Below are 25,860 nucleotides of genomic sequence, written 5' to 3'. Positions count from 1 at the left end.
TACTCTCATTTTACAGTTATATATGATATCCGTCTCCGGTACGACAATTACTTCTGAAGTAAACTCAGTTTATATGGATATGATTCAAATAAGCGTGTATGAATACAAGAAAAAGGAGCTTCGAGCACATACTCGAAAGCTCCTTATCTTATATCTGTTAATTAAATAAGCGTAGCCATTTTAAAGCCCGCTTCTTGTAAGCGTTCATTGTTCTGGTATCGGAATGGCAGCTTCAAATTCGACTCCTTGCTCTATATTGTTAATAGAGTATGAGATGCCAAGAGCTTCAAAAATCTGCTTTACAAGATATAATCCCAATCCGCTGCCCCCCGTGTTGCGATTTCTAGATTTTTCAACTCGATAGAAGGGTTCAAAAATCTGCTGCATGTCCTCTTCCTTAATGTTCACGCCCGTGTTGATGACTTGAAATTGAATGCTGCCTTCCTGCATATCTCGGGTTAGCTGAATGCATACTTTTTCTCCCTGTGGAGAATACATAATCGCATTATGGATGATATTTTTGCATGCTTTCACCAGCATTAGACGATCAGTGTGAACCATTATGTTTGAGGCAATATGCTTCATAAGCTGAATCTCTCGCTGAGCCGCAAAATATTCAAGATCAGCAGTTATTTTATCCACGAGCTGAGAAAGATTCACTTCTTCCAGCTGCAGCTTGAATGCATCGCGCTCCAACTTCGACATGCTTAATATCTCACGAACTAACTGCTCCATTCCCTCGACAATCTGATGATTTTTCTGCAAATATTGATCGCGATCGCGATACGGACCGATATGATAGATCATTCCTTCCAGATACCCTTTCATCACGGTAAGAGGAGTTTTTAATTCATGCGCTGCAATCGCGAAAAATTCCCTTCGTTTTGTTTCCACTGCTCTTTCTTTTTCAATATCGCTCTTTAACTGCCGATTCGCATTGTGCAACTCTTGCATCGTTTGCTGCAAATTCACTGACAGTTCATTTAGACTGGTAGACAGCTCCCCCAATTCATCCGTAGAATGTACCTCGATTTGTTCCGAAAAATCCAAGTTCGCCATCTTCTGCGCACCTTGATTAATGTACAGAAGCGGCTTCGTGATAAACCTTGAGTAAAAGTAAGCACTGCCTATGCCGATTACAATAACGATAATGCTTAAATAAGGGAGAAAAAGTACTAATACTTGCGAAGCCTCATCAATCGGTTGAAAGGTAGCAGACACGACAAGCACTAAATTCGCATCTATAAACTGAATAGGCACGGCGACATCGAAGGAGTTTGTATTCAGGATTGGTTTTGCTCTTTCGACTCTCACTTCTGCCGGTAGTGAATAGCCTTTGCGAACTGAAGAAAAAAATGGAGAGTAAATGATGGCTCCCTCTTTATTTTGAAGATAGACGATTGCGTTATTTTTTTTGGAAAAGGCATCAAGAAGCAGCACACCATATTGCAAATCAAGTTCCTTCGATTTCGTTATGATTTCTTCGATCCCTGTCTGAAGCTGAGTCGTCTTGTACTGCTGATAAAAGGTAGGCAGAAAGAAATACAGCGATACATAAATCAGGACGGCAAAGGATAACAGAATAAGGGACGTAGTCACAAACAGCTTATAAGTAATACGCTTCATTTTCAGCATGTTCAACCATTTAGTCATCAATTTTGTAGCCGATCCCCTTTACGGTTTTAATGTAAGGTATATCTAACTTCTTTCTCACATTTTTAATATGCGTATCGATGACTCGCGTATCCCCGTAATAATCGTATCCCCATACTTTCTCGACGATGCTTTCTCGGGTGAGCACTTTTTTCTCATTTTGAACGAGCAACTGTATGATTTCGAATTCTTTGGTCGTTAATGGGATTTCAACTTCGTTGACGTATACTTTATAGGCATTGCAATCTACTTGAACCTCCTTGAATACCAGGCTATTATTCGTTCCTTGATCCTTGCTTCTTCTTAACACGGCTTCGACTCTCCGTATCAATAGATGAAATGAAAAAGGCTTTGTAATATAATCGTCGATTCCGAGATCGAAACCTTTTAATTGATCCTGTTCTTCTTCTAAAGCAGTTAGCAAAATGATGGGAACATTGGACTCATTCCGAATCATCTTGGCGACCTCGAATCCGTTAAGATTAGGCATCATGACATCCAATAGAATTAAATCGAAGGATTGCTTATTGAATTGTTTCATACCTTCTATTCCATCGGATGCAACTTCAACATTATATTGTTGGGTCATCAAAAATTGTTTGATTAATTCCCGAATTTCTTGATCATCTTCAATCACAAGAATCTGATAGTTCATTATGATATCACCTCTATTATTAGTATAGCCGTGCTATCTGGAGTTTATATGAAGAGACCGAAAATCCTCACCAAAACTCTACATGATCTTCATAATAACTCCAGATAAGGGTCATACAATGAGATCGTAAACAACAATACATTCGCAAAGGAGATTGACAATTATGAAAAAAACATTAGCCACAACTGCTTTAGGTGCTGTACTCACACTCACCTCTTTGGGATCCGCATTCGCTGCCGAGGTACCTGCGCAATCTATCGGGAATGGACAACTACTGACAGCGACTGTTAAGGTAAAGGCAGCAAATAACCTTGATGAAGCGGCTCAAAGCAAGGCGAAAGCCATTTTCGATCAATTGCAGAAAGGGACGCTTACGAAAGAACAAGCCAAACTTCAGCTGCAAGAACTTGGTGTCAATGTAGACTTTGCTTTCAAAGCGGCTCATGACGGCATCAAATTCAATGTTGGAAAAGTGAACCCTGTTAACCTCGATGACGCTACCAAGGAAAAGTCAAAAGCGATTCTTGAGCAAGCCCAAGCCGGCACCCTTACAAAAGAACAAGTGAAAGCTCAACTGCAAGAGCTTGGCATTGACATGGATGTGAATTTCAGCAAAACAGCTCATGGCGTTATGGTAAAGATGACTTCGTCAATATTCGATAACCTTGACGAAGCTGCCAAAGAAAAGGCGAAAGCGATTCTTGAGCAAATGAGAACAGGAACACTTAGCAAAGAGCAGGTGAAAGCTCAGCTGCAAGAGCTCGGCATCGATTTGGATGTAGATTTCAGTCCGGCTCACAACATGAAGAAAGAAACAAAAGCGATTCACTTTGATGATGCTACTCAACAAAAGGTAAAAGCCCTTTTTGATCAATCAAAAGCAGGTACAATCACGAAGGAGCAAATGAAAAAACAACTCGATGAAATTCTTGGCGTCCAAACCCTTGCTGTCCATGTAGAGAAATAATCAAAGAAAATCTTGGTTCTCAAGCTACATAGAGACTTCCAAGAGATAAATATAACCCGTGAGATTGCTGTTCATTAGCCTCACGGGTTTTCTATGTTAGCATCGAACCAAACTCCAGATAATAGCATCATTGATTTCAATAAGTAATTACAAATAAAATGGACCTACCGCGTCGCGGTAGATCCATCCCATTTACTATTATCATTTATTTGATGCTTAACTACTCATTTAAATAAGTCGTTGTACGGTTCTGAATCAACTTAGCCACTTCTTCTGCCGATTTCTGACCGCTGAAATACGATTTGGATTCTTCTTCAATCATAGATAGCAACTTATCATCAGCCTGGGCCAAGCTGCTCGCAGATTGAATGAGCTGTTTCAGTTCATCGTAGTGGCGATCCGTCATTTTCGTTGTAATCTCACCGTCCTTAACACGCTTCTTGATGTCTTGAAGCATCTGTTCATTGACGGATGCGAGAAGCGAGAAGCCTTCTCCATCATTCATGGATTGCGCTTCTTTTGACATAAGGAATGCGATGAACTTCCACGCTTCATCTTTAACTGGTGAATTGGCTGAAATGCCAAGTTGATTCGGTATTAAGAAGGTGGTACCAGGCACATCTTCTTTCGTATGCGGGGTAGGCAATAATTTCGGATTCGCATAGAAATTGAATGCCACTTGAGCTACATCCAAAGGCGAGTATAAATAGGTATGATAGAATAATTGGTTGTTCGGCTTGCCTGCACTTGCCGATAAGATTTTTTCGTCGTACATTTTTTGAATTTGTTTCAAACTCTGTATGAATAACGGTGTATCGAATTTCGCCTGACGATTATCAGCATCTATGAAATCAGTAAGATTATTCTTAACCAAGATTTGCAGGAATCGTTCTGGCGCGTAACTCGTTAGGGCGAATTGATCTTTGCGGCTGCTCGCCTTAAACTTGCGCGCCACCTCCTCGAACTGTGTCCAAGTCCAGTTCTTCTCGTCCACCTTGACTGTCTTCGCAAGGGCATCTCCATTCCCGACAAACGTACCGACGAAGAAGGAAGAAGGGACAGAATACAAACCTCCATTTATTTTCATTCCATTCAACACATTCATGTTCAGGTCACTTTTATTTATCGTTTGATCGGCTTCTAACCTATCGTTCATATTGACAAGCATTTTTTTAGACACATATTTCTCGACTGGCAAATAGCTCATTTCAATGATATCTGCGCCTTCCCCTGTTAACATCGTTGAATTCATCTGTTTAAGATACTTCTCAATGGCCGTTTCCGTCATTTTTTCCTCGATGCCCAAATAAGCTTGAATTTGCAAGTCGATATCCGGATATTTCTGTTCGAATTTCTTCTCCAGCGCCTCGAAGTAAGGATAGACATAAAGTGAACTTAGGGTAACAATCGTCTTCCCGTCTTTGTTCTGTCGCTTTGCTTTACTAGCAGCATCCTTGTTAGATCCATCTCCACTGCCGCAAGCGGTCGTTGCAGCGATTAAGATACACATCATGCCCATCATGATTTTCTTTTTCATCTTATGATTCCTCTCTTCTTCTCAATCGTTATTGCAGTCGAATGCGATTGCCGTTCTGTAACGGCTCTGTGCTCTCAAGAATAATCAGATCATTCATGTCAAAATCAAATGACAGGATCAGCGTTTCCTTGTCATTGGATTCACTGGAACGAATCTTGGTCTTAAGTACAATAAAATTATTGCCAAGAGCGCCCTTCTGCTGTTCGATCCGGTACACATATTTGCCCTCTCGATCCTGGTGAATCGCCTCATTGGAGATCAGTAACCCCTCTTGTGAAGAGCGTTTCTTCAGTTGGATGAACGCCTGTTCCCCCCCTTTCAGTTCTGAATCGATCACTTGCACACGAATAATTTTCTGTGCTGTCGCTGTCGGGGTCTTGTGCTCTTGATTCGAAGAAGTATCCAACCGCGGTGCTGCATCAGCGATCTCATAGACCGTCCCTTCAATATTTCTAATTTCCTGACCAGGGGTGGGACGAATCTCGATCGGCACCTTCTCTTTCAACGTGACCCCCAGGCTGGATAGGAGCGATGAATCGATCATGAACTCTAATCGATATCCTTGAAGATTGTTCGCAACCTGAACATCCGGCTCACTCATCGATGCCATCCCTTCAATGGCATTCAATCGGGTGATAACTCCGTCGAAAGGGGCGATAATCTTCTTGTTGTTCTCGATTTTTTCTTTAAGCGAATGAATCTTCCTCTCCTGTACTCCAATATCAATTCTACGAATCTCGATATCGCGTCGGGCGCTGCGCACCTTCACTTCGTCCCCATCCGTGGCGAATGCAATAAACTGATCTTGACTGTTCTGCAGATCGAACTTCAGCTTGGCCAATTGCGCTTCCTCGTCTTTTAGTTCTCGTTCCGTTAATTTGCTGTCATAGGTGATTAAGGTCTGCCCTTTCTTCACACGATCCCCTTCTTTGACAGCAATAGCCGTAACTTTCCAGCCTGCGGGATTAAGTAGCTTCACTTCCGCCAGCGGCTGCAATATACTGCTCGCCTCGAGCGAATGCTCGATACTGCCTAGAATTGCTTTCTCTGCTCTTACTTTCGGCAAAGATAGTGATTGCAGCGTGTTGCTATACAGCGTAAAAATCAGAAGTGTTATCATAAACAAGATAAATATCCATAAGATCTTTCGTTTTCGATCCAATTCCGTTCCCTCCCTAACCAGTACACCTAACCTTTGATGCCAGATAGTTGAATGCCCTCGATAAAATAAGACTCCGCATATAGAAATAACAGCACCATGGGTGTCATGTAGAGCATAGATGCCGCGAAAGCAACGCCTTGCTCTTCCTGATTAATTCGCGATAGAAAAACGGACAACGGTTGCTTAAACGGATCGTCTAAGAAGATCAACGGTTGCTCCACCATATTCCAGTAATCGACGAATAATAGAACGACAAGCGCCGCGATTCCTGGCTGAATCATCGGGATAATAATCCGCAAAAATATCCGAAGATGTCCGGCACCGTCCATTTTGGCAGCTTCGATGTAGGCATACGGAATATTCATCGTAAACTGTCTAAGCATGAACACGCCGAATGCTGCGAAAACACCTGGTAGAATAATCGCGCTAGGAGAGTTCAACAGCCCCAAGCGGTCCGCCATAATATAGTTGGGTACGAGCGTCACTTGGAACGGCATAAGCATCGTCAATACATAGACCAGAAACAACTTGTCCCGTCCTGGGAATCGCAGCTTAGAGAATGCATAAGCAGCTAACGCCGCAATCAGCGTCTGTCCTGCAATAATTGGTACGACCATGAAGACGGAGTTCCAGAACATCATCAGAAATCTAGTGTTCTCTACTAAAACTTTATAATACTGTTCAAAAGACACGAAATCTGGCAGCAGCTTCAAATTGACGAATCCCGTTGAGTTCAGCTTCCCAATCGCTTCGTAATTGATGTTGATTTCTTTGGCAGTCGTTAATGAATTTGTGAACGTAATCACGATTGGGAACAGCAATACTAGCGCTATGAGCGATAACATACCCGTGAGTACTGCTTTTTGCCACCAATTTGTTTTTTGCACTTGTCTCACCTCCTGCTACTCCATAAACTGCCGGAACCTTCGTTCAATCGCAAATAATAGGAGCACGATGAACAAGATGCACCCTACCATCATGGTTGCTGCTGCAGTTATCTTCTGAATATCGAGCGACATAAACGTATTGTTCATATAGTGTTGAAGCATATATATGCTGTCATGGGGATAATCTCCTGCAATCAGGTACGTTTCCCTGAATACTTTGAACGAATTGATAATGGACATGATGATGACGAAGAACATCGTAGATGTTAGATAAACAAGCGTAATGCTCGTGAACTGCCGGAGACGCCCCGCGCCTTCCAAGTCGGCGGTTTCGTAATAATCTTTAGGTATTTGCTGCAGTCCTGCCAAGAATAAAATCATGTTATATCCAACGTTCTTCCATAAATACACGACCATCACAACATTTCTCGCAGCGCTTGTCTTCATCCAATCCACACGTTCGATCCCAAATACATGGAGCATTGCATTCAGCGAACCGTTCCAATCAAATAGAATCTGCCAAATGACAACAATGGATGCGACAGGAACGACAAGCGGCATTACATAAGCAGTTCGTAGCATGTTACGAAAATAAATGTTCTGATTTAGGAGCATGGCTAAGCCAAGAGATATCGCAATGATGACTGGAACCGTCACAACAGTGAACAAGAAGGTATTGGACGCTGCTTTGCGAAAGGAATCGCTTTCCAGCAGCGTATTATAATTATCCAAGCCAACGAATTGGCCATCGATCGTGCTATCCATCAAGGAGTACCCAACACCGGTAGCAAATGGTATCAGATAAAACAAGGCGAATCCGATCAAGCTTGGTGTGAGAAACATCCAGGCAGCCGCCCAATCACTTCGAATCCATTTATTTTTACTGGTCTTTCTAAATATATCCACAGCAAAAACCCCATTTCTTTTTCAATCGTGTGCCCCTTCCTGCTACGACAAGGATAGGTGAAACTTATTAAAAAGAAATAGGGTAATTATTAAATTTTCCTAAAGTTGCTTCAGCTTGCGGTAACCATATTTCGAATAGGGTATGTGTCGTGCTGCTCTCGCTGTGATCGTGCCGTTATGTCATGTAACATTATTACTAGGTAAATTGTCCAAGACCGTACTGCCTTCTTGATTGGTGTATTATTTGCAAAATATCATCCCAATAAAGATGCGTTAGGCGGTCAGATAAGACAGTGGATTTCTGATCACTACATCGCTTTCCTTACCATCTGGCGATAATAACGAACAGTAAGAACAGCAAACATGAAGTAAATTAGCGTGTAGATTGCCATGGCAATAGCTGCGGGAATGGTGATGTCTGACAGTGTCAGCGCTGTGGCAGTTTTTACGGCGAAGTAGGCATGTACAAGCCCAATCACAAGCGGAATCGCAAACACAAACAGCTGTTTACGTATAATGCCGCCCATCATTTCACACTCCCCGAATCCGAGCTGCCGCAGAATCGTATAGCTCTTCCTCTCCAGCTCCGCCTCTGTTATCTGCTTGAAATACAAGATGCTGCCTGTTGCGGTCATAAATATAAGTCCGAGAAAGCCTGCAGTGAAGAGGATTAGTCCAAATTTTTGATGCGACTCCTTATAATACGTGTAGAAGCTTGGTCTATACTCGTCTGCTTTGACATATTTCGCATAGAAATCAGCTGCTGCTGCGCGATCACCCATAAGCGCAATCTGATAAGTATCAATACGAACAACCTCCTGTTCTGTAAGCATAGGCATCTGCTCGCGAATATCTGTTAGCGTCGCCTCAGAGACGATCAGTTGACTGCCCTGCACGTTAAAGTTCATCATATAACGATCAATGCCATGGATCACCTTTATTAGGGCATACCCCCTGTATGCTCCCAAATAAGCTGCCTGCGGAAAATGAACAGGATCCCGCTCCGTGCTTACTGTTTTCCTTAGGCCACTATACCAGATGGCCTCACTTTGTTCCGGCACAACAATATCGGCACCACTTGCCTGCAGCTGTTCTGCTGCAAGTAGCAAAAAGCTGCGTCTATCCTCCTTCCCTGTTCCAAAACTACCTGTCAGTCGAACCGCCTCAATTGGATAGTGTACAAATGGAAGGCCTGTCAACTCCAAATCAGCACGAAATGAATTTGCATCGTGCTCATTATTTTCAAAAATAAAATCGTATGGCATCATGGCCCGAGCCTCACTTTCGGCCGAGTAGTAAATCGAGTACGCGATTGCCACCATTGTCAATGTCATTGCGGACAAAACCGTAATCAACGTTAGAGATATCGCATTTGATTTCATTCGATGCATGATCGGTGCCAGTGATAAACTGTTTTTCAGTCCAAGCTGCCCATTCCTATTCCTACGAATCAGGTAGAACAGCCAACCAATCGTTACACGAAATACTAGATAAGTTCCCAGGATGGTTGAGGCGAGAATGGCCAGTAATTGCAAAAAAAATTCTGGACCAAGCGTTTCATTGGAGAGCATGTAACCTATTACGATCAACAAAATGCCGAGCAGCCCCATGATAGTGGACAAAACTGCTTTAGGCTGTGTTGGTTGATCGCCCTGACGATCCACCTTGAGCAGTTCAATAAGCGTAGTCCAGTAAACTTTGTACAACGTTTGTATTAAAGTAAGGACGATGAGAACAGCAAACACAATAGCAGTTTGCATGGCAGCTGAGCTGGAGAATGAGACGGTTAGTACACTTTTACTACCAACCAGTTTCAATAGAATGAGTAAAAAAAGTCGTGACACGAGTGCCCCGCTGGCAATTCCGATAAGGAGCGCTCCTATGCCAAGAAATACATTTTCCGTTATGAGCAGCAGCCCCACGGTCCTGCGGGTAAGGCCAACAAGCTGATACAACCCGATTTCCCTGCTGCGCCTCTTCAGGAAGATGCCGTTCGCATAGATCATGAATATGATCATAATCGCAAGCAGTAAAATCCCAGCCACTTTAAATAACAAAGCGAATTGGATATCTTTGAAGATAGCTGCCATAATTAAAGAATCATTGGCCAAAGTAGCAAACACAAAATATAGGGCAGTACTCATCATAAACGCGAAAAAATATAGATAGTCATGTTTCATATTACTTCGCATACTGCGGATGACCAGCTCACGCAGGGTCAACATGGTCACCCCCGAGTACGGCCTGCACGTTCATAATATCTTTGAAGAAAGTTTGCCGCGTTTTGCTGCCGCGATATAATTCGGAATACAGCATACCATCCTTCAAAAACACGACTCGACTGCAATAACTCGATACGATTGGATCATGAGTCACCATCATTATAGTAATGCTGCGCTGCCGATTAAGCGCCTCTATTATCTCCAATAGTGAGGTGGCTGCTTTCGAATCTAGCGCGCCTGTTGGCTCATCCGCGAATAGTAGAGCGGGGTGCTGAATCAAGGCTCGTGCAATAGATGTCCGCTGCCGCTGCCCGCCAGAAATTTCATGGGGGTATTTATCGGCAATCTCCAGGATGCCAAGATCCGATGCAATCTCCTGAAATTTAGCCTCTACCTCTTTTTTTCGCATTTTACTAAGCGATATGGAAAGTAGAATGTTCTCTTTCACCGTCAGCATATCTAACAAGTTGTAATCTTGAAAGATGAATCCGAGCTTATTGCATCGGATAATAGACCGTTCAGCGTCTTTCATAGTCGAGATGTCGACATCTTCGACTACTATTTTTCCAGCCGTCGCTTTATCCATTGCTGCCAGCACCTTAATCAACGTTGACTTTCCCGAACCGGACGGTCCCATAATGCCGACAAATTCCCCTTCTACGACACGTAGATCGATGCCTCTGAGCACCTGCTGAACATTACCCCTGATACCATAGGATTTACGGAGTTGTTGCGCATGCAGCACGGTTTTTTTCATATTGCTTTGAATCATCTTCTCAGCCTCCCGCTCTGCTCCAACATTTATTTAAGAGAAAAAGTCATTTAAACACATTGGCAGACTTAATTGTCTCATTCTAAGACTGTTATGTCCGTACCGGTTCGAACTCACGATTTGTAGAAAAAGTCATCCCAATCTTTGTTCCTACGTGCGTCTCCGATTGCACCGTTAATCCAATCCCGATTTTGAGTGCGACAGTCTGTGCTAAATAGAGCCCCAGTCCGGTTGCCGCATTTTGCAATCTTCCGTTTTCCCCGGTAAATCCTTTATCAAAAATACGAGGCAAGTCATGGGCGGCAATACCCTGCCCTTCATCCTTGATTGCTAATCGGACATGTCCATCAGGCGTGACTGTAGTCGTGAGTAATATTGTTCCGTCTGCGTAGCTGTACTTTACCGCATTGGTCAGCACTTGCCGAATGATGAAGCGGCACCATTTGCGGTCTGTCGTAACCAAAGCCTCCTCTCCTTCAATCTCGATGGCTATATTTTTCTCCACACACCAGGGGGCCAACTCGCGTATTTCCTTGACCGCAAGCTGCTGAATCCCGATTTGTTCCACCATATAATCCGACTCTAGCGATGACAAACGTGAAATGTACAGCTGTTGGTCAATGAGCAGATGAATCCGCAGCCATTCTGATTCAACTTTACGTAGTTCCGGATTGCCCCTATTGGTATCTATTGTAAGTTTCATGGCGGTCAGCGGGGCTTTCACTTCATGTACCCAGGCGGTAATATAATCCTTTTCCATAGCTTGGGCAGCATGGCTTTCTGAAAGTTTACGTGAATACCAGTAACCCGCTGTCTGTAAAAGCTGATTTGTGGCTTCTTCGTGATAAAAGCTAGGAGGCGGCATCATCTCAAGCCAGTCTTCATCTATCTGTTCAGCTAGATTCGACAGCACGCGCGCATATTTCATTTCTTTTCCAAAGCGCCAACCTACAAATAAGATCATAGACAAAATGAGCAGCGAGTTTAAATACAGTATTGATTCAGTTCTGATCGAAATACCAGGGTCGATCCAAATTAGCAAATCCACGAATAACAAGGAAAGCAGGTAGAAAAAAATCCAGCTCGTCCTATCAGCCAAATAACGGAGTAACAAGTCACTCCCCCCTTATAACGTTGCCGCCATATAGCCAAGCCCTTTCTTCGTGACAATGGCTTCCTCCAACTGGAACACTGTTAACTTTTGGCGCAGCCGAGTAATATTTGCAGTTAACGTATTGTCATTGACGAAACGTTCATCATCCCACAGCTTGCGGATTAGATCATCGCGAGATATAACGGTATCCTTAGCCTTAACCAGCAATACAAGGATAAAGAACTCATTCTTCGTTAACACCACGTCCTGTCCATTTTTGCGGATTAGCCCTCGATTCAAATCAATTATGGAGCCGTTCCATTCGATCAGATCGATCGTTTCCTCCCCATAAGCATAAGTCCGGCGAAGAATCGCTTGAATCTGGGCTAATAGCACATCCATATGAAACGGCTTCTGGATATAATCGTCGGCTCCCATATTCATCGCCATTATCATATCTAACGGATGATCACGCGACGATAGAAATAGAATCGGTACTTTCGAAATCGCCCGAATCTCACGACACCAATGAAAACCATCGTACATCGGGAGTTGGATATCAATGATGACCAGTTGTGGCTGCTGGCTAATAAAAGTGTGCATTACATCGTCATACCGCTCCGGTCCCATGACGTGAAACGACCATTGCTCCAACTTCTCCTTTAAGGAACGGAAAATAGCAGCATCGTCTTCTATAATCAAAATGTTTAAATCCATCACGGTCATCATCCCCTCCTGCGATTGTCGCCATTTAAATCCTATAATGATAATCATCCGCAGCTTTCTATTATCATATCATTCCAATTTAAATTTTTGAAAAAGAACATTTCGACAGTAATCCTAACAAAAAAGAGAGGCAACTACGCCCCTCTCACCAACGTTTCCTCCCTAATTCGGAAGCAGCATCGTAAACAGCAGCGCTGCCAATTCTTGTTTGTTCAGATCTCGCTGCGAGCCGTAGTCGATTGTGCCATTCGTTTCGGTCACCTCCGGGCCATGCAGCTTCCATTTCAAAACAGAGCTGACTGCATCGACAGCCCATTTTGACGTTCCAGGCGCTAACGCAGCCGTAGCATTCGGCTCTCGAATTTCCGATCCCGCCAGTATGCGAAAAACAATAGCGGCTGCTTCCTCTCGGCGAATCGGACGGTCTGGTTCGAACAAGTCATCGCTTGTCCCATTCAACAGGCCTGCCTCTGCAGCGGCATGAATATCTTTTCGATAGGGAGAGTGTTCAATATCCTTAAATGAAGACGGGTTGGTGGACTCAGAAATATTCCATATTGCGTTAAAAGCATGAATGAAGGCTCCTCGAGTAATGGGCTGCATAGGATGAAACGGCTTAGACAGATCATCTGTTAAGAAACCGAGCGATTTCAAGCCATGAATGTAACTGTTATAGGGATGATCAGCCGATACGTCCGGGAAACCTTGCTGGTTCTCCGCGATTTTAGCAGCGTAGCTGAATTGATTCGCATATTTGAGATAAACAATGCGACCGTCTGCATCCATTTTGAACGCGAGCGGCTTCCCCTGCTCATCCACAAACAGTAGATTATCCACCTGCTTCAGCTTATTATTATGGCTGTAAGGATCACTTACCAGGAGCGTACCATCGCCTGTAACTTCAACTTTGGTCATTAATTTAATCCTCAAATCGGAATACAAGCCCTCGAATTTGGCAAGTGTGGCTTTGGAATGCGGTTGAAAGCCGATCGGTCCAAATGAGGGTTTACGATCAGCATAATAATGATCCATAAAGGCGGCAAATAAATCTTTTCGTACTTCTTGATTCGTATTGTAAGAGACGAAGACACCTGTTTTGCGGTCAGGTAGCAGCCACAGTAACGAGCTGAAGCCAAGAATATCGCCACCTTTGGAGATCACATCTTCGCCGTTTGTACTGGACAGATCTACAGACGACTCAAAGCCGTATGTCATATCTGGCATCTCCGGGTGGATGGCGATGTGGTACGCCGACATCGCCTTCACAGATGGAGGCGACAGGATCACAGTACCATCAACGGCCTGGCCATCGTTAAGGAATGCTCTCATAAACAACGCCATATCAGAGGCTGTCGATATCATACTGCCCTCAGGCCACTCGCTCGGCGACAAATCATACGCTGGAATGGCGTTATTCGCCATATCGTAAGATGTTACCATGCGTCCAGCCAGATCTTTCGTTAGCCGAAAGCTGCTTGAAGTCATGCCAAGCGGTTCAAACAGATGCTTTTGCATATAGCTCCCAAAGGGCTCCCCACTTACCTGCTGCACGATGTATCCTTGCAGCCTTGAGGCGAAATTATCATACATGTATGACGTTCCGGGCTTGCGAACTACCGGCGGGAACTGCATGAAGATACTTTCTTTTAGTGAAATCGGCTTCTGAGAAGCATCGGTCAAATAGCTGGCATCTGCAGGTTCGCGCACTTCAAATCCGGTCGTATGCGTTAGCAGGTTCTCGATCGTGACGGGTGTACGGAATGGATTGGTGACTTTGTAACCATCCAGATACTTTTCAATATTGTCTTGAAGTGAAATCTTTCCTTGTTCAACGAGCTGCATAATGGCGGCTGCCGTGAACACTTTGGAGACAGAAGCGATTCGAAAGGTTGATCGACTTGCGTCTACAGGCGTTTTCGACGTTTTGTCAGTCATACCATAGCCCTTGGATACAAGCACCTTACCGTCTTGTACAACGGATACAGTAATTGTCCCTGCTTTTTGCTTGATGGCATCCTTGGCAAAAAAAGCGTCCAAAAACGCCTCTACCTCGCTGGCATCAACTGGCCCACTCGTATAATCCATCAAGGGCACGTAGTCTGTTTGTGGGAGGGCATTATGGACAATGGAGGCCATCCGTTTGACGGTGTCAGTTCGATTCGCTTGTGGCTGCTTCTGAGCGTACACGCTTGTTTCTGCAGCGAGGCTGATCACCAGTACAGTGGTCAGTATGCTAAGTACGCGTGGGATTTGATTTCGACGCTTCTTCAACTTAAATCCTCTCCTTACTTTTCTAAAATTTGGACCTGGCAACCAACAACATCATGCAAGAGCTGTAGCTGCTAGTTAACTGGGATGTGTCGGAACATTTTATATTGACTGGAAGTTCTTGCACCCTTATTTTATTGTTTTACATTAGCCACCGTCGCTCGATTGAGATGACAAGCAGAATCGGAAATGTGACATTCTTATCACATTCGATATTCTTGAAATCATAGTAGACAATAAAAAAATCACCAATCCCAATTACGGTTTTGGTGATATTCTATATGAATAAGTCTGCTGTTAGTGAGTCCTTTATTCGTTGCAAATAAGCTATACATTATAAAATATATGTTCACCAGCTAGAAAAGGAAGGCAGTAATCTTCATGATTACGCAAGGACGACTGAACTATAAATCCTCTCCTATTTGCCAATGCATCCAGCATCTGCAGTTCGCCAAAAAACCGCTTTTTGTTTTACGAGGATACAAATAAACAAAGCAGGTCATGCGGACCTGCTTTGTTTATTTATCTTTATTAAGTTATTTATGTAACCAGCTTAGCTCGCATACATGGCGAGAAATCGCTTCTGTATTTCCTCAGGTTCCAAGGTTTCAAGTGTGGTTGAGATCATCCAATAATGTCCGAATGGATCCTTCACACTTCCCGCTCGTTCACCGTAGAATTGATCGGCTATCGGATTGACGATTGTCGCTCCAGCTTCAACCGCCTGATGGAACAGCTTATCTACATCGTCGACCAAAAGATGGATACCGACCGTTGTATTGCCTATCGTTTCCGCCCCTAAAATGCCGTATTCGGGATATTCGCCAGCGAGCTGTATGAGAGCTTCGCCGATTACAATTTCAGCATGAGCGACTTTGCCTTCCGGCTCCGTCAAGCGATATTTCTCTACGGCATCAAAAGCCTTCTTGTAGAACTCAATCGCCTCCGCAGTGTTGTTGATCCATAGAAACGGGGTTACATTAACCATTTACATTCACCTCTCTTTTTTCACTATTTTAACCGCCCCTCAAACGAGGGTATAGTAAAAAATTGACCCCTTAGTTATGGATCGCAACATGATTGTGATGCCTACCTTGCGCTGATAAATAATCAGTAGGATTTAGACTGGAGAAAGCCTGAAAATCCTTAATAAAATGCATCTGATCATAATATCCGCAAGCGATGGCAACATCCAACCAATTGACGCATTTCGTGTGGTCTAATCTGTTCAATACCTCCTGAAAACGACGAAGACGACAGAAAAGCTTGGGCGTCAACCCCACTTCTTCTTTAAAGATCTGAATAAATCTCCGTTGACTTAAACCGATTTGATCAATCACATCCGAAAGGGGTCTTGTATGCGGCAACCGCATAAACTCGTTAAGTGCGAAGCTTACTGCCGGATGGCGTATTAGTGGTCGGGAAGCCAGTTTGATCAGATTTGCTTCAAGTATTCGAAACTTATCATCTACCGTTTGTGATTGAAGCAGCATCTCACGCAGATCATAAGCGCTTGCGCCCCACAGTTCATCCAAGGAAACATGCGTATTATGTAGTTCATTCACTGGCATTTTAAGAAATGGGGAAATGCCGCCCGGTATGAAATGTATGCCCAAAACAGTGGCCTCTGCGGAAGTATCGATAATGAAATATTCGGAATGCGGCCCGCAAATAACAGAGCTGCCGTATGTCCGTATTGGGTCCTTGTACTCTCGGCCGAACAATTTAATCTTATCGTTATGCAGATTGATCACGAGTTCAATCGAACCATCAGGTAGCGAAAGCTCCTTTGAATGAGGTGGTGCATATCCTTCAAAATACCAGAAATAATCCACAAAACCTGACAATGGTGCTTGTGGCGTATACGTTCGTATCAGCATGGCATATGCGCGACTCGCGTTATGGACGTGAAGTCCGCGGAGTCACTCCGTCCTTTCTTGGGGTACTTTGCGCGTTTGGCAAGCCGAAATTATGAAGTATCATCGTTGTTGATGGATGAATTTGAGTAGGGTAGTCAGCCCAACACTTAGGTCCCCTTATGCTCTATAGCAGCGAGCTGTACGAAGTGAAAACCTGCTTTGCACAGCTCAGGTATTGCTTTCATCACGCCCTCGGCGGTATCCTTCTCCGCATCGGCGAGTACGTTGTATCTGGCAATTTCAAAGCCTAAATCATGAACGACGGGCGGTGTTCTGTTCCATGATTTTCGATCTTAAATAAGGGGTTAGCAGCCAAAGCGGCAAAATGTCCGGATTGGCTGCTATCTATCTCACATTGATGAATAGCATCGCTGGAATTTTTCTTTGCTCAAATATTAGATCAACTTCTCATCGTAACCGCTGCCTTCTTTTCCCCACAGGCAATGACTCGCTCTTTCGTAGCCAAATGTGTTTGCGCACTGGAGATATTCTCTCCCCATTTCGATGGACTACTGGCCGCATATCGCTCGATCAGCGACTTGTCCAGCAATGTGAAAGCAGGGGTAACCTTTGCTATTATCTTAGCCATAATGAATTCACTTTAGTATTTGATTCTCCCTATTATTCTACATCTCTACTCGTGCAAATGATACGGCACTGTCGCAACAACAATATCTTTATCTGCCTGCAGCTTGGGTTAGAGTATCCCTTATCCTATTCGATTTGGCATTAACCTGAAACCAAGGAAGAGCATTATTTAATGCTTCTTTGGGGTACCACCTAAACCCCAGAATTACTACCAGGTGTTACCACAAAGTGCATAACTCATGCTACTACTAGCCTGCTCTACCAAAAACAACCTTACGATGCACTGTGCTGGTTCTGAATCTATGCCGTGCGATCTTAATGAAGTCTGATAAGAGATTAGATAAGAAATTCTCAGAGAATATGCATTGAATAGAAACTAATTATAAGTTAATATTCACAAAGCAACCTTTTTGAGAATGATAATCAATTACAATAATGTCTGGGGGAAATAAAATGTTTAAAAAAAGATGCAACGTTATTACGCTAACCTTAGCTATAGTTGTGATGATGAGTTTGACTGCTTGTAATACGTCGAATTCAGTGAATCCAGAACCAGTTGAACAAATTAATACAGAAAATGCTCAAGGGCAAGATGGTGCATCTGGCAAGCAAACTAAACCAGAGACGCGAGTTGTCAGCGGCGAATTTGGAGACGTAACAATTCCCACTCACCCCCAAAGGGTGGCAGGAATCTATGTAGAGGATTATTTGAAAGCATTAGATGTGACTCCGGTTGTACAATGGTACCATCCGAGCTGGGGCAAGCAGGACTATCTTCAGCTTGATGTTCCGCAATTCGACATCACTGGCAGCATCGAAGCTCTGCTCGAGCAAAGTCCAGATCTCATCATTCTCGATGGCGGGGCTAATCAAGCCCAGTATGAGCAATATTCAAAAGTAGCGCCTACATATCGCATAAAGGAAGAAGTGCTTGAAGACTCTACAGAAATTTTAAAATCCATTGCTGATGCTTTAGGCATTCCGGAAAAGGCTGAAAAAGTATTGAAGGACTATCGTCAAAAAGTCGAAGAAAGCAAGGCTAAATTACAGAAAACTGTGGGCAAAGAGAAAGTGGCTGTTATTCGTTTAAACGTTGCAGACAAAAGTATGGCTCTCTTCGGAGTTAAAAACCGCTATACAGGTGTTATTTATAAAGAGTTTGGGCTTGAACCTGTACCTATGGCAGCAAATATGACCGACTATCATGTTATCGTCTCTGAGGAAGTCATCCCTCAGCTGGAAGCTGATCATATAATTGTATTCCCTGCCAACGGGACATGGGATGACGCTGGAAATCAGGAGGCTTACAACAAGCTGAACGGGCCATTATGGAAGAACATTCCGGCAATTAAGAACGGTAAGGTGTATAAGATGGACCGTACGCATTGGCAGTCAGGTGCTATTACAGCCAATTCCATGAAATTGGATGACTTGCTTCGATATATGGTGAAGTAACCTATTGCCACATGTAAAGATTGAATTTAAAAAAGAAAGATTGTCAACTTCAGTTGATGAGCTTTCTTTTTTGCTTTACACTAATATAATTGAAAATAATTCTCAATCAAAAGAGGCGAGAAATAGTGAATCACACACAGCAGTTGCCATCAGCAGACGTTCTTTTTTACTCCCTTAACCAGATAGAACTGTTAAGCAGATCTGCTTACTCTAATACTTTACAGGAAGTAGTTCAAGACTGGACATTGATCATCATAACACAGGGGAACGGAATCCTGTTCGTAGATGGAACCCGGTTTCCACTCAAAAAAGGAATGGGATTTATGCTTGCCCCAGGGACAGGCAGTGACATGCGCTGTGAAGGAGAAGGACTTGCTTTTTACCAACTAAGCTTTGAAATGATTGGTAAGACTGAATCCGGATATGCTCGTATTCAGGCATCGATAGGCAATAATTTGGTACAGCATGGCTTGGTTACCTTTCATCCCTTCTCCCACTGTGTCCTGCTGCTCGAATCTTTGTATTACAATCGTGGTGACAATGGGGATACACAACGATTGACAAGACATATCCGTTTTCAGGAGCTTCTGCTGCTTTGCCAGCAAAGTAGCGTGGAGAATCAGGACGCCTTTAACCGAGCTGCAGTAGAACGTTCCATTGACTTTATAGATCATCATTACATTGAAGCATTAACAGTAGATCAGTTAGCTGCAATGGTACAAATCAATCGTTCTCGATACACACAGCTATTCAGGGAAATCACCGGACAGCTTCCACTCGACTATTTGAATGGTGTACGTATTGAGCGCGCTCAGCAATTGCTGCTTATGAGCGACGACCGTTTGCATCATATTGCACAATCGGTCGGCTATAGCAACGAATACTATTTCAACAGGCGATTTAAAGGTACCGTAGGTGTTACTCCCGGCCAGTATCGTCGCACACATCAAGGCAATATTCGCGTGTTTGCCCCATTTCTTGAGGATTATTTGCTTGCGCTGGATATTGTTCCAGTTGCCCAGTATTCACATGCGCAATGGGGAAAGCAAGAATATTTAGGACTTCATCAGGTCCCACATTTCGATATTTCGTCCGGGAATTGGGCTCAACTATCCCAATATGAGCCGGATCTTATTCTGTTGGATGAAGGGTACCGCCGCTGGCAACTTGAGGACTGCCGCCATATTGCCCCGCTATTTAAGCTTCCATTTATGGGAGAGGACTGGCGAGCAACGCTCAGAACGATAGCTTCCATCTTCGACAAATCTGGCAAGGTAGAAGAAGTAATTCAAAGTTATGAGCAAAAAGCCGCTGCCGCACGTGAGATACTCCGACGGTCTGTCAGCAACGGAACTGTTGCTTGTCTGCGTATTTCAGCATGCGGAATTAATCTATATGGAGGTGAACAACTAGGTTATACTGGCGGTGTTCTTTATAAGGATTTGGGACTCACGCCCCACCCGCTTGTAAATAAGCTGACTACTGGACAAAGGCGGATATCCCTTACGAATGAATGGATCGCCCAGCTTGATGCAGATCACTTGTTTATTACATTTGATAAACGTGAAGGAGAAGGCAGAGAACTACTGGACACACCTTTGTGGAATCAGCTTCCTGCTGTTCAACACGGGCATGTGTATGAAGTTGATTTTATAGCCTGGATGAATTACGGTGTGTTGTCACACAAACGAAAAATTGATGATGTGCTGGCAGTTTTAGCTTAATCAACAATCAATTTAAAGCCCGCTGCTGCAGCGGGCTCACTGTTACACCCCGATTTATCGCTTACCGTATTGCGCCTCTACTTCAAGCTATGAAGTCTATCCCAATCAGACTCGAAAGAGATCAGAATTATTTCTGGAGATTATAAGTAGAAAGTACTTTCGAAAATAAGAAGACTTCACAATATATACACCAATATACTATAGGGGGGTATGGTATACTTGGAGCGTGAATGAATTAACATCATGCTCAAAGGAGAGATCATCATGGAAATCGCTGTCCTGCTTTACGATGGTATTACAGCATTAGATGCAATTGGTCCATACGAAGTATTTGCTGCAACAATGAAATGTAATGTGAAATTTGTAGCCAAGCAGAAAGGACTCATCAAACTAGATTCAAAAATGGGTGGTTTGTATGCCGATTATAGTTTCTCTGAAGTTAATACAGCCGATATTCTTGTTGTTCCCGGCTGCAGCCCTCCTAACTATAAAACACCAATCAATGACGAAGAAACATTGAATTGGATTCGTAAAATACATGAAACGACAAAATGGACGACTTCGGTATGTACTGGCTCGCTTATTTTGAGCGCTGCAGGCTTATTGAATGGAGCGAACGCGACCACTCATTGGGCCTCCTTCAACCTGCTTCATTCTCTTGGAGCCATTCCAACAGAAGAAAGAGTGGTTCGCCATGATAAAATTGTAACCGCAGCTGGTGTATCTTCAGGTATTGATATGGCTCTCCAATTAGTATCTTGGGAGTTCGGGGATGATCTGGGTAAAGGAGTCCAGTTGATTTTGGAATACGATCCTCAGCCACCATTTGATGCGGGTTCAACGAAGAAAGCACCTGCCCCACTGGTTGAACAGATAGGTGGGTTGCTTCAAGAGTTTTCAGAGCGGGAGCCTAATCTGTAAGCCACAAATAGGACAGTCTCATTATGTAAAGTTGTAGATGTATACTCTCATCAACATTAGTGACTCCCCCATTCGTTTTGTGGCTTACACTAAAACAGAAACCAAATATAGCTGAAGAAGGAGCGAGTATCGCTTCTTCTTTTTTCATTTACAAAGATCATTCCTATCACAAACAATGATTGCTTTAATAAGCTTATCCAGAATGTAAAAATGGGTGGCTGCACATCTTTTATCATTAGTTTACATAATATATTATATGTATAATTAATTGGTCGTGGATGAACTCTCTTCTTTTGGAGCAAATTAACACAATGCTACTGCAACTGTTTGTAAGGAGGTTCATATGAGCGTATCCAAGACTTCCGTTAGCTTTTTACAAGTGTGCATGATCTTACTGCTATCGACCGGCATGTTGAATCATGTGATTATCATCCCTCTTCTGCTACAGCAATCCGGCAGAGACGGATGGTTAAGCATTGTAATGGTTATGGCTCTTAGCCTGCTCTGGATCCCGGTCATTCTGTGGACCATAAAAAAGAAAGGCAAGCAAACTTTATTTGAATGGCTTAACAGAAAAACAGGCCCATTTGTGGCATGGCTAGTCATTATCATTCTTGTTACGTACTTGCTAACAGTAGCCTTCATCACATTAAAGGATACTGCCAGTTGGACAACCGTATCGTATTTACCCCACACTCCGCTATTTGTTATCGTCATAACGTTGGCAATTTTATCCGCAGCATGCGCTCTTGCAGGTATTCGATCGATAGCTATATGTTCAGGTATGCTGCTGCCGGTCGTTATTGTTTTAGGTTACTTTGTGATGGGAGCCAACATGCAGTATAAAAACTATTCGTTGATGTTTCCCCTTCTTGAGAATGGAACTCTTCCCGTACTCCAGGGAACGATCTATGGAGGCGCCGGCATGGTTGAACTCATTATGGTACTTTTCCTGCATCATCATATGTCTACCAAGGTTAACTTTTGGGGAATGGCAGTGTTAGCAATCTTTTTAGGTGGGCTTACTATAGGTCCCTACATTGGAGCAATCGCTAACTTTGGCCGAGACACAGCTGTCAGCTTACGGTTCCCTACATTTGAGCAATGGCGACTGGTTACCGTAGGCAAGTACATCAATCACGTAGACTTCTTTTCCATTTTCCAATGGTTATCTGGAGCGTTTATTCGCATATCATTGGCCATGTTCCTGATCTACGATCTCATGCCCTTTCGCAGTAAAGGGGCCAGGGCTGCCGTATGCATAATATCCGGACTGCTCTTGATCAGTGTAATACAGATTAGTATGAGCGAGATGATGTTTCTTTCATGGCTGCATGACTACTATTATCCTGTTGTTACCATTGGAATCCTTGTATGCTCAGGCATCTTTGCCCTTCTTGCTTGCTTTTCCAACACACCTAAAAGGACTATTTGACATGAATGAGGATCCAACAAATATTTCTAGCGACAAATTGCCGAATCGACTAAATGAATTAGCACCATTAACTATATTGAGCCTAAAAAAACATCTTTTAACTTGCTCAGATATCCATTTCCACACCTGCAAGTACAACACTTTACATCAGGAAATTGAGGTGGTGTTTGCATGGTGCGAGGGAATGGCCGACTTCCAGCAGTTTAATCAGTATATAATACCAAGGTTCAGAGATCTTATGCAGTCGGTAGAAGAGGTATCTCATTTAGACGACCATTCTAGTCTGTCATTGATTCCATTAGCGTCATCCTCTGGGTTGTTAAAAGCAGAAGCACGTTTGTTCGATGGTCACCTACTGGTGTGCTTTCCTGATGTTGAGCGTTACTATACGATTGATATTGCCAAGCCGCCTAATCGGGCTCCAGAGGAATCAAGTACGGAAATCTCGATCAAAGGGCCAAAGGATGGCTTTACAGAAAGCCTTACGACTAATATTGCACTAGTTCGCAAACGAATGAAGTCCGACAGCTTGAAGGTCGAAAGTCTTACGATAGGCAGGCGCACACATACCGACGTCGCACTGTTATACATTAAAGATATCGCAAATCCTGATTTAGTCGCCGATGTCAGAGATCGCCTTAATCGTCTAGACATTGATGCGCTGATTAGCAGCTCGCAGCTAGGTGATGCAATTGGCGATTCCCAATATGCCCTGTTCCCGCTGCTCGACTATATTGGCAGGCCTGATCATGTCGTCCAATCACTCGTCAGAGGACGATTTGTCATTATGGTTGATACGACTCCCATGGCGCTGATCGGTCCAGCTGACCTGATGTTAGCTTTAAAATCACCTGAGGATGCGCATTTTCCATATTACTTTGTTACATTCCAACGTCTACTGCGACTTGTAGGTTTGTTTGTATCTATATTTATCCCAGGATTCTGGATAGCATTAATTGCCTTTAATGTAGAGCAGCTTCCTCTGCCATTACTCGCAACTGTCACCAATGCCAGATCCGGGTTACCTTTCTCTGCATCAATGGAGTTAATCCTAATGTTAGGACTGTTTGAGATTTTTCGTGAAGCTGGTGTTAGGCTCCCCAAGGCCGTTGGCCAGACTGTAGCTGTTGTCGGCGGTCTTATTGTAGGTGACGCTTCTATAAGGGCTGGACTTGGCTCTCCTACAACATTGGTTGTAGCCGCTGTCACTGCAGTTGCGACCTTCACACTAGTAAATCAGTCACTAAGCGGCACTGTGAGTGTAATCAGATTAGGTGTTGTTCTCTTGTCGTCATTTCTAGGGATGTATGGATTCTTTATCGCCATGCTGTCAATACTGCTGTATTTATCAACACTGGAGTCCTTTGGGATTCCTTACCTGGCTCCATTGTCCCCACCATCGTTTCATGATATTGCCAAATCCTTGATTGAGTTGCCCTCTAAATGGAAAAATAGACGACCGGAATATATTTATCCGGTGGATAAAACACGGGAAGGAGATAAGAAATAATGAGTGCGCGTATCCCAATTCGAGGGCTGTATGTTGGAAGTTTACTCTTGCTGCTACTTAGCTTAAGCGGATGCTGGGATTATAAAAATGTGCAGGATAACAATTATGTCACAGCTATTGGTATCGATTTTCAGAATGATAAATACATTGTATATACGCAATCCCTTGATTTTTCAAATGTAGCCAAGCAAGAAGGAGTTAAGCCTAAAGATAAAGTACCCGTATGGCTAGGACGCGGGGAAGGTGTAACGTTAGACGCAGCGATCAATAATATTTATAATTCCTCACAACTGCCTATTGTTTGGGAACATACCACTGCTATTGTGTTTCACGAACGAGTGTTATCGCAAAATATGAAAAGCATGATGGATTCGATGCTGCGTTATCATGAAATTAGATATTCACCTTGGGTGTTTGGTACGCATGTTTCGATTAAGGAGCTGTTTGCAGTCAATAACACATTTAACTTGGCGCCTATCAATTCCCTGCTTCATAATCCGATGGACATGTACGAGCAACAAGCCTATATCAAGCCGCTGTCACTGCGTGAAATGTTAATAAAGCTAGTAGAACCCGGGGCAACCCTACTCCTGCCCTCATTGGCCACAAATAGCAAGCAGTGGTTCAAAGACATTAAACCCAATGAGCAGTATGAAGTGGATGGTATATTTGTCATTGACGACAATTCGTATAAAGGATGGCAGTCCAAAGCGGACAGTTTGGGCTTAAGATGGATTAATTCGAGTTCAGCACGAACGGCATTGGCTATTGGGCGGGACAATAACAAACACCAGGTCTTATTATCGATGGAAACATCGAAATGGGACATTCACGTGCGTACTCAAGGAGCCGTGCTCTCCTATGCCATTAAAGCCAATATTACTGGTAGTATTGATGAAATGTTGGCTCCACTGCCAGAGTCTGAAATAGAGGAACTTGCAGAAGATAAAGTGAAGGCTGAGATAAAACACACGTTCAAGGTGGGGTTGGATCATAATGCGGATCTATACAGCTTGCATCAATATGTATACCGCCAACAGGTAACGCATTGGAAACGCCAAGGTAACGGCAGAAACATAACACTTTCCCCTGGTGATCTGGACAATATTCAAGTAAAGGTCAAACTTGTTCACGCTGGCATGTCAAAATTAAAGCAAAAATAAGTTTTGTTCCTGATATCGTTAAAACTGATGTTTATCCATTCATGAGAACCTAGGAAATATAATAATTTAAGCTGCCATTTCCTTATGCTTATTTCCCAGGCAAGCGCAATAATCGCTAGAAATCAAGTGCATCAGACAGAATATACGATCTTTCTACGACAGCAGTCGCTTTACCAGAGATGCATGAAGAACCAAGTCGTAACTTGGCTCTTCTGATGGCCTCTCCGTTGGAAATACTATCTGTATTTCCCGAAACAGCATATCTTGGAGGCATGCTCTTGTATATGTTAACTTAAT

21 protein-coding genes are annotated in these 25,860 nt (G+C 43.4%); 7 read left to right on the top strand and 14 right to left on the bottom strand.

Annotated elements, in window-relative coordinates; translation table 11 throughout:
* Positions 1 to 204: 204 nt before the first annotated feature.
* Together QP775_RS04150 and QP775_RS04145 are read right to left on the bottom strand one after the other, a co-directional pair.
* Complete coding sequence (locus QP775_RS04150) at positions 205 to 1,653, bottom strand: sensor histidine kinase (protein WP_285103837.1); 1,449 nt, start codon at positions 1,651 to 1,653, stop codon at positions 205 to 207.
* Positions 1,646 to 2,311 carry a response regulator transcription factor gene (locus QP775_RS04145; RefSeq protein WP_239331362.1) on the bottom strand — a complete coding sequence of 222 codons (666 nt, stop codon included), beginning with the start codon at positions 2,309 to 2,311 and terminating at the stop codon, positions 1,646 to 1,648. The genes QP775_RS04150 and QP775_RS04145 overlap by 8 nt, the downstream gene beginning before the upstream one ends.
* Before the next feature lie 160 nt (positions 2,312 to 2,471).
* Between QP775_RS04145 and QP775_RS04140 the strand changes: the two genes are divergently transcribed.
* The gene (locus QP775_RS04140) at positions 2,472 to 3,275 is read left to right on the top strand and encodes a hypothetical protein (RefSeq protein WP_285103835.1); all 804 of its coding nucleotides are present in this window, start codon (positions 2,472 to 2,474) and stop codon (positions 3,273 to 3,275) included.
* A 220-nt stretch (positions 3,276 to 3,495) separates the two neighbouring features.
* Here QP775_RS04140 and QP775_RS04135 read toward each other — a convergent pair whose 3' ends face one another.
* From QP775_RS04135 to QP775_RS04080, 12 genes are all read right to left on the bottom strand, one after another.
* On the bottom strand, positions 3,496 to 4,812 hold the full coding sequence (locus tag QP775_RS04135) for an ABC transporter substrate-binding protein (protein ID WP_285103834.1): 1,317 nt from the start codon (positions 4,810 to 4,812) through the stop codon (positions 3,496 to 3,498).
* Positions 4,813 to 4,840: 28 nt separating this feature from the next.
* The gene (locus tag QP775_RS04130; protein WP_285103832.1) at positions 4,841 to 5,974 is read right to left on the bottom strand and encodes an efflux RND transporter periplasmic adaptor subunit; all 1,134 of its coding nucleotides are present in this window, start codon (positions 5,972 to 5,974) and stop codon (positions 4,841 to 4,843) included.
* A gap of 26 nt (positions 5,975 to 6,000) precedes the next feature.
* A complete protein-coding gene (locus QP775_RS04125; RefSeq protein WP_275444728.1) occupies positions 6,001 to 6,819 on the bottom strand; it encodes a carbohydrate ABC transporter permease in 819 nt (272 codons plus the stop codon).
* Between the two features lie 57 nt (positions 6,820 to 6,876).
* Positions 6,877 to 7,704, bottom strand: coding sequence for a carbohydrate ABC transporter permease (locus QP775_RS04120; protein ID WP_239331360.1), 828 nt, complete (start codon positions 7,702 to 7,704; stop codon positions 6,877 to 6,879).
* 371 nt (positions 7,705 to 8,075) lie between these two features.
* Entirely contained in the window at positions 8,076 to 9,992 is a 1,917-nt protein-coding gene (locus tag QP775_RS04115; protein ID WP_285103829.1) for an FtsX-like permease family protein, read from the bottom strand.
* Positions 9,976 to 10,761, bottom strand: coding sequence for an ABC transporter ATP-binding protein (locus QP775_RS04110; RefSeq protein WP_285103827.1), 786 nt, complete (start codon positions 10,759 to 10,761; stop codon positions 9,976 to 9,978). The genes QP775_RS04115 and QP775_RS04110 overlap by 17 nt, the downstream gene beginning before the upstream one ends.
* Positions 10,762 to 10,852: 91 nt before the next feature.
* Positions 10,853 to 11,875, bottom strand: a complete 1,023-nt coding sequence (locus QP775_RS04105) for a sensor histidine kinase (protein WP_285103825.1) — start codon at positions 11,873 to 11,875, stop codon at positions 10,853 to 10,855.
* A gap of 12 nt (positions 11,876 to 11,887) precedes the next feature.
* Positions 11,888 to 12,571 (bottom strand): response regulator transcription factor, encoded by a 684-nt coding sequence (locus tag QP775_RS04100; protein ID WP_285105697.1) that lies wholly within the window; start codon positions 12,569 to 12,571, stop codon positions 11,888 to 11,890.
* Positions 12,572 to 12,742: 171 nt separating this feature from the next.
* Positions 12,743 to 14,851: a serine hydrolase domain-containing protein gene (locus QP775_RS04095; protein ID WP_285103824.1), complete on the bottom strand. Its 2,109-nt coding sequence runs from the start codon at positions 14,849 to 14,851 to the stop codon at positions 12,743 to 12,745.
* Between the two features lie 550 nt (positions 14,852 to 15,401).
* Positions 15,402 to 15,836: a VOC family protein gene (locus QP775_RS04090; protein WP_285103822.1), complete on the bottom strand. Its 435-nt coding sequence runs from the start codon at positions 15,834 to 15,836 to the stop codon at positions 15,402 to 15,404.
* A gap of 70 nt (positions 15,837 to 15,906) precedes the next feature.
* Positions 15,907 to 16,728 carry a helix-turn-helix domain-containing protein gene (locus QP775_RS04085; RefSeq protein ID WP_285103820.1) on the bottom strand — a complete coding sequence of 274 codons (822 nt, stop codon included), beginning with the start codon at positions 16,726 to 16,728 and terminating at the stop codon, positions 15,907 to 15,909.
* Between the two features lie 439 nt (positions 16,729 to 17,167).
* A complete protein-coding gene (locus tag QP775_RS04080) occupies positions 17,168 to 17,356 on the bottom strand; it encodes a hypothetical protein (RefSeq protein WP_285103818.1) in 189 nt (62 codons plus the stop codon).
* A gap of 452 nt (positions 17,357 to 17,808) precedes the next feature.
* On the opposite strand from QP775_RS04080, the gene QP775_RS04075 reads away from it, so the two are divergent.
* The 6 genes from QP775_RS04075 to QP775_RS04050 all read left to right on the top strand — a co-directional run bounded on the left by QP775_RS04075 (position 17,809) and on the right by QP775_RS04050 (position 25,563).
* Positions 17,809 to 18,810 (top strand): ABC transporter substrate-binding protein, encoded by a 1,002-nt coding sequence (locus tag QP775_RS04075; protein WP_285103816.1) that lies wholly within the window; start codon positions 17,809 to 17,811, stop codon positions 18,808 to 18,810.
* Positions 18,811 to 18,935: 125 nt separating this feature from the next.
* Positions 18,936 to 20,534 (top strand): helix-turn-helix domain-containing protein, encoded by a 1,599-nt coding sequence (locus QP775_RS04070; protein WP_285103814.1) that lies wholly within the window; start codon positions 18,936 to 18,938, stop codon positions 20,532 to 20,534.
* A gap of 264 nt (positions 20,535 to 20,798) precedes the next feature.
* Entirely contained in the window at positions 20,799 to 21,455 is a 657-nt protein-coding gene (locus tag QP775_RS04065) for a DJ-1/PfpI family protein (RefSeq protein WP_285103811.1), read from the top strand.
* A 343-nt stretch (positions 21,456 to 21,798) separates the two neighbouring features.
* Positions 21,799 to 22,890 carry a GerAB/ArcD/ProY family transporter gene (locus QP775_RS04060; RefSeq protein ID WP_285103809.1) on the top strand — a complete coding sequence of 364 codons (1,092 nt, stop codon included), beginning with the start codon at positions 21,799 to 21,801 and terminating at the stop codon, positions 22,888 to 22,890.
* A 1-nt stretch (position 22,891) separates the two neighbouring features.
* On the top strand, positions 22,892 to 24,400 hold the full coding sequence (locus QP775_RS04055) for a spore germination protein (RefSeq protein WP_483311985.1): 1,509 nt from the start codon (positions 22,892 to 22,894) through the stop codon (positions 24,398 to 24,400).
* On the top strand, positions 24,400 to 25,563 hold the full coding sequence (locus tag QP775_RS04050; RefSeq protein WP_285103807.1) for a Ger(x)C family spore germination protein: 1,164 nt from the start codon (positions 24,400 to 24,402) through the stop codon (positions 25,561 to 25,563). Before QP775_RS04055 ends, QP775_RS04050 begins: the two co-directional genes overlap by 1 nt.
* Positions 25,564 to 25,860 lie beyond the last annotated feature (297 nt).

The organism is Paenibacillus sp. UMB4589-SE434 (assembly GCF_030226685.1).
Taxonomy (GTDB): Bacteria; Bacillota; Bacilli; order Paenibacillales; family Paenibacillaceae; genus Paenibacillus_B.
This window is presented reverse-complemented; position numbering and strand designations above follow the sequence as displayed.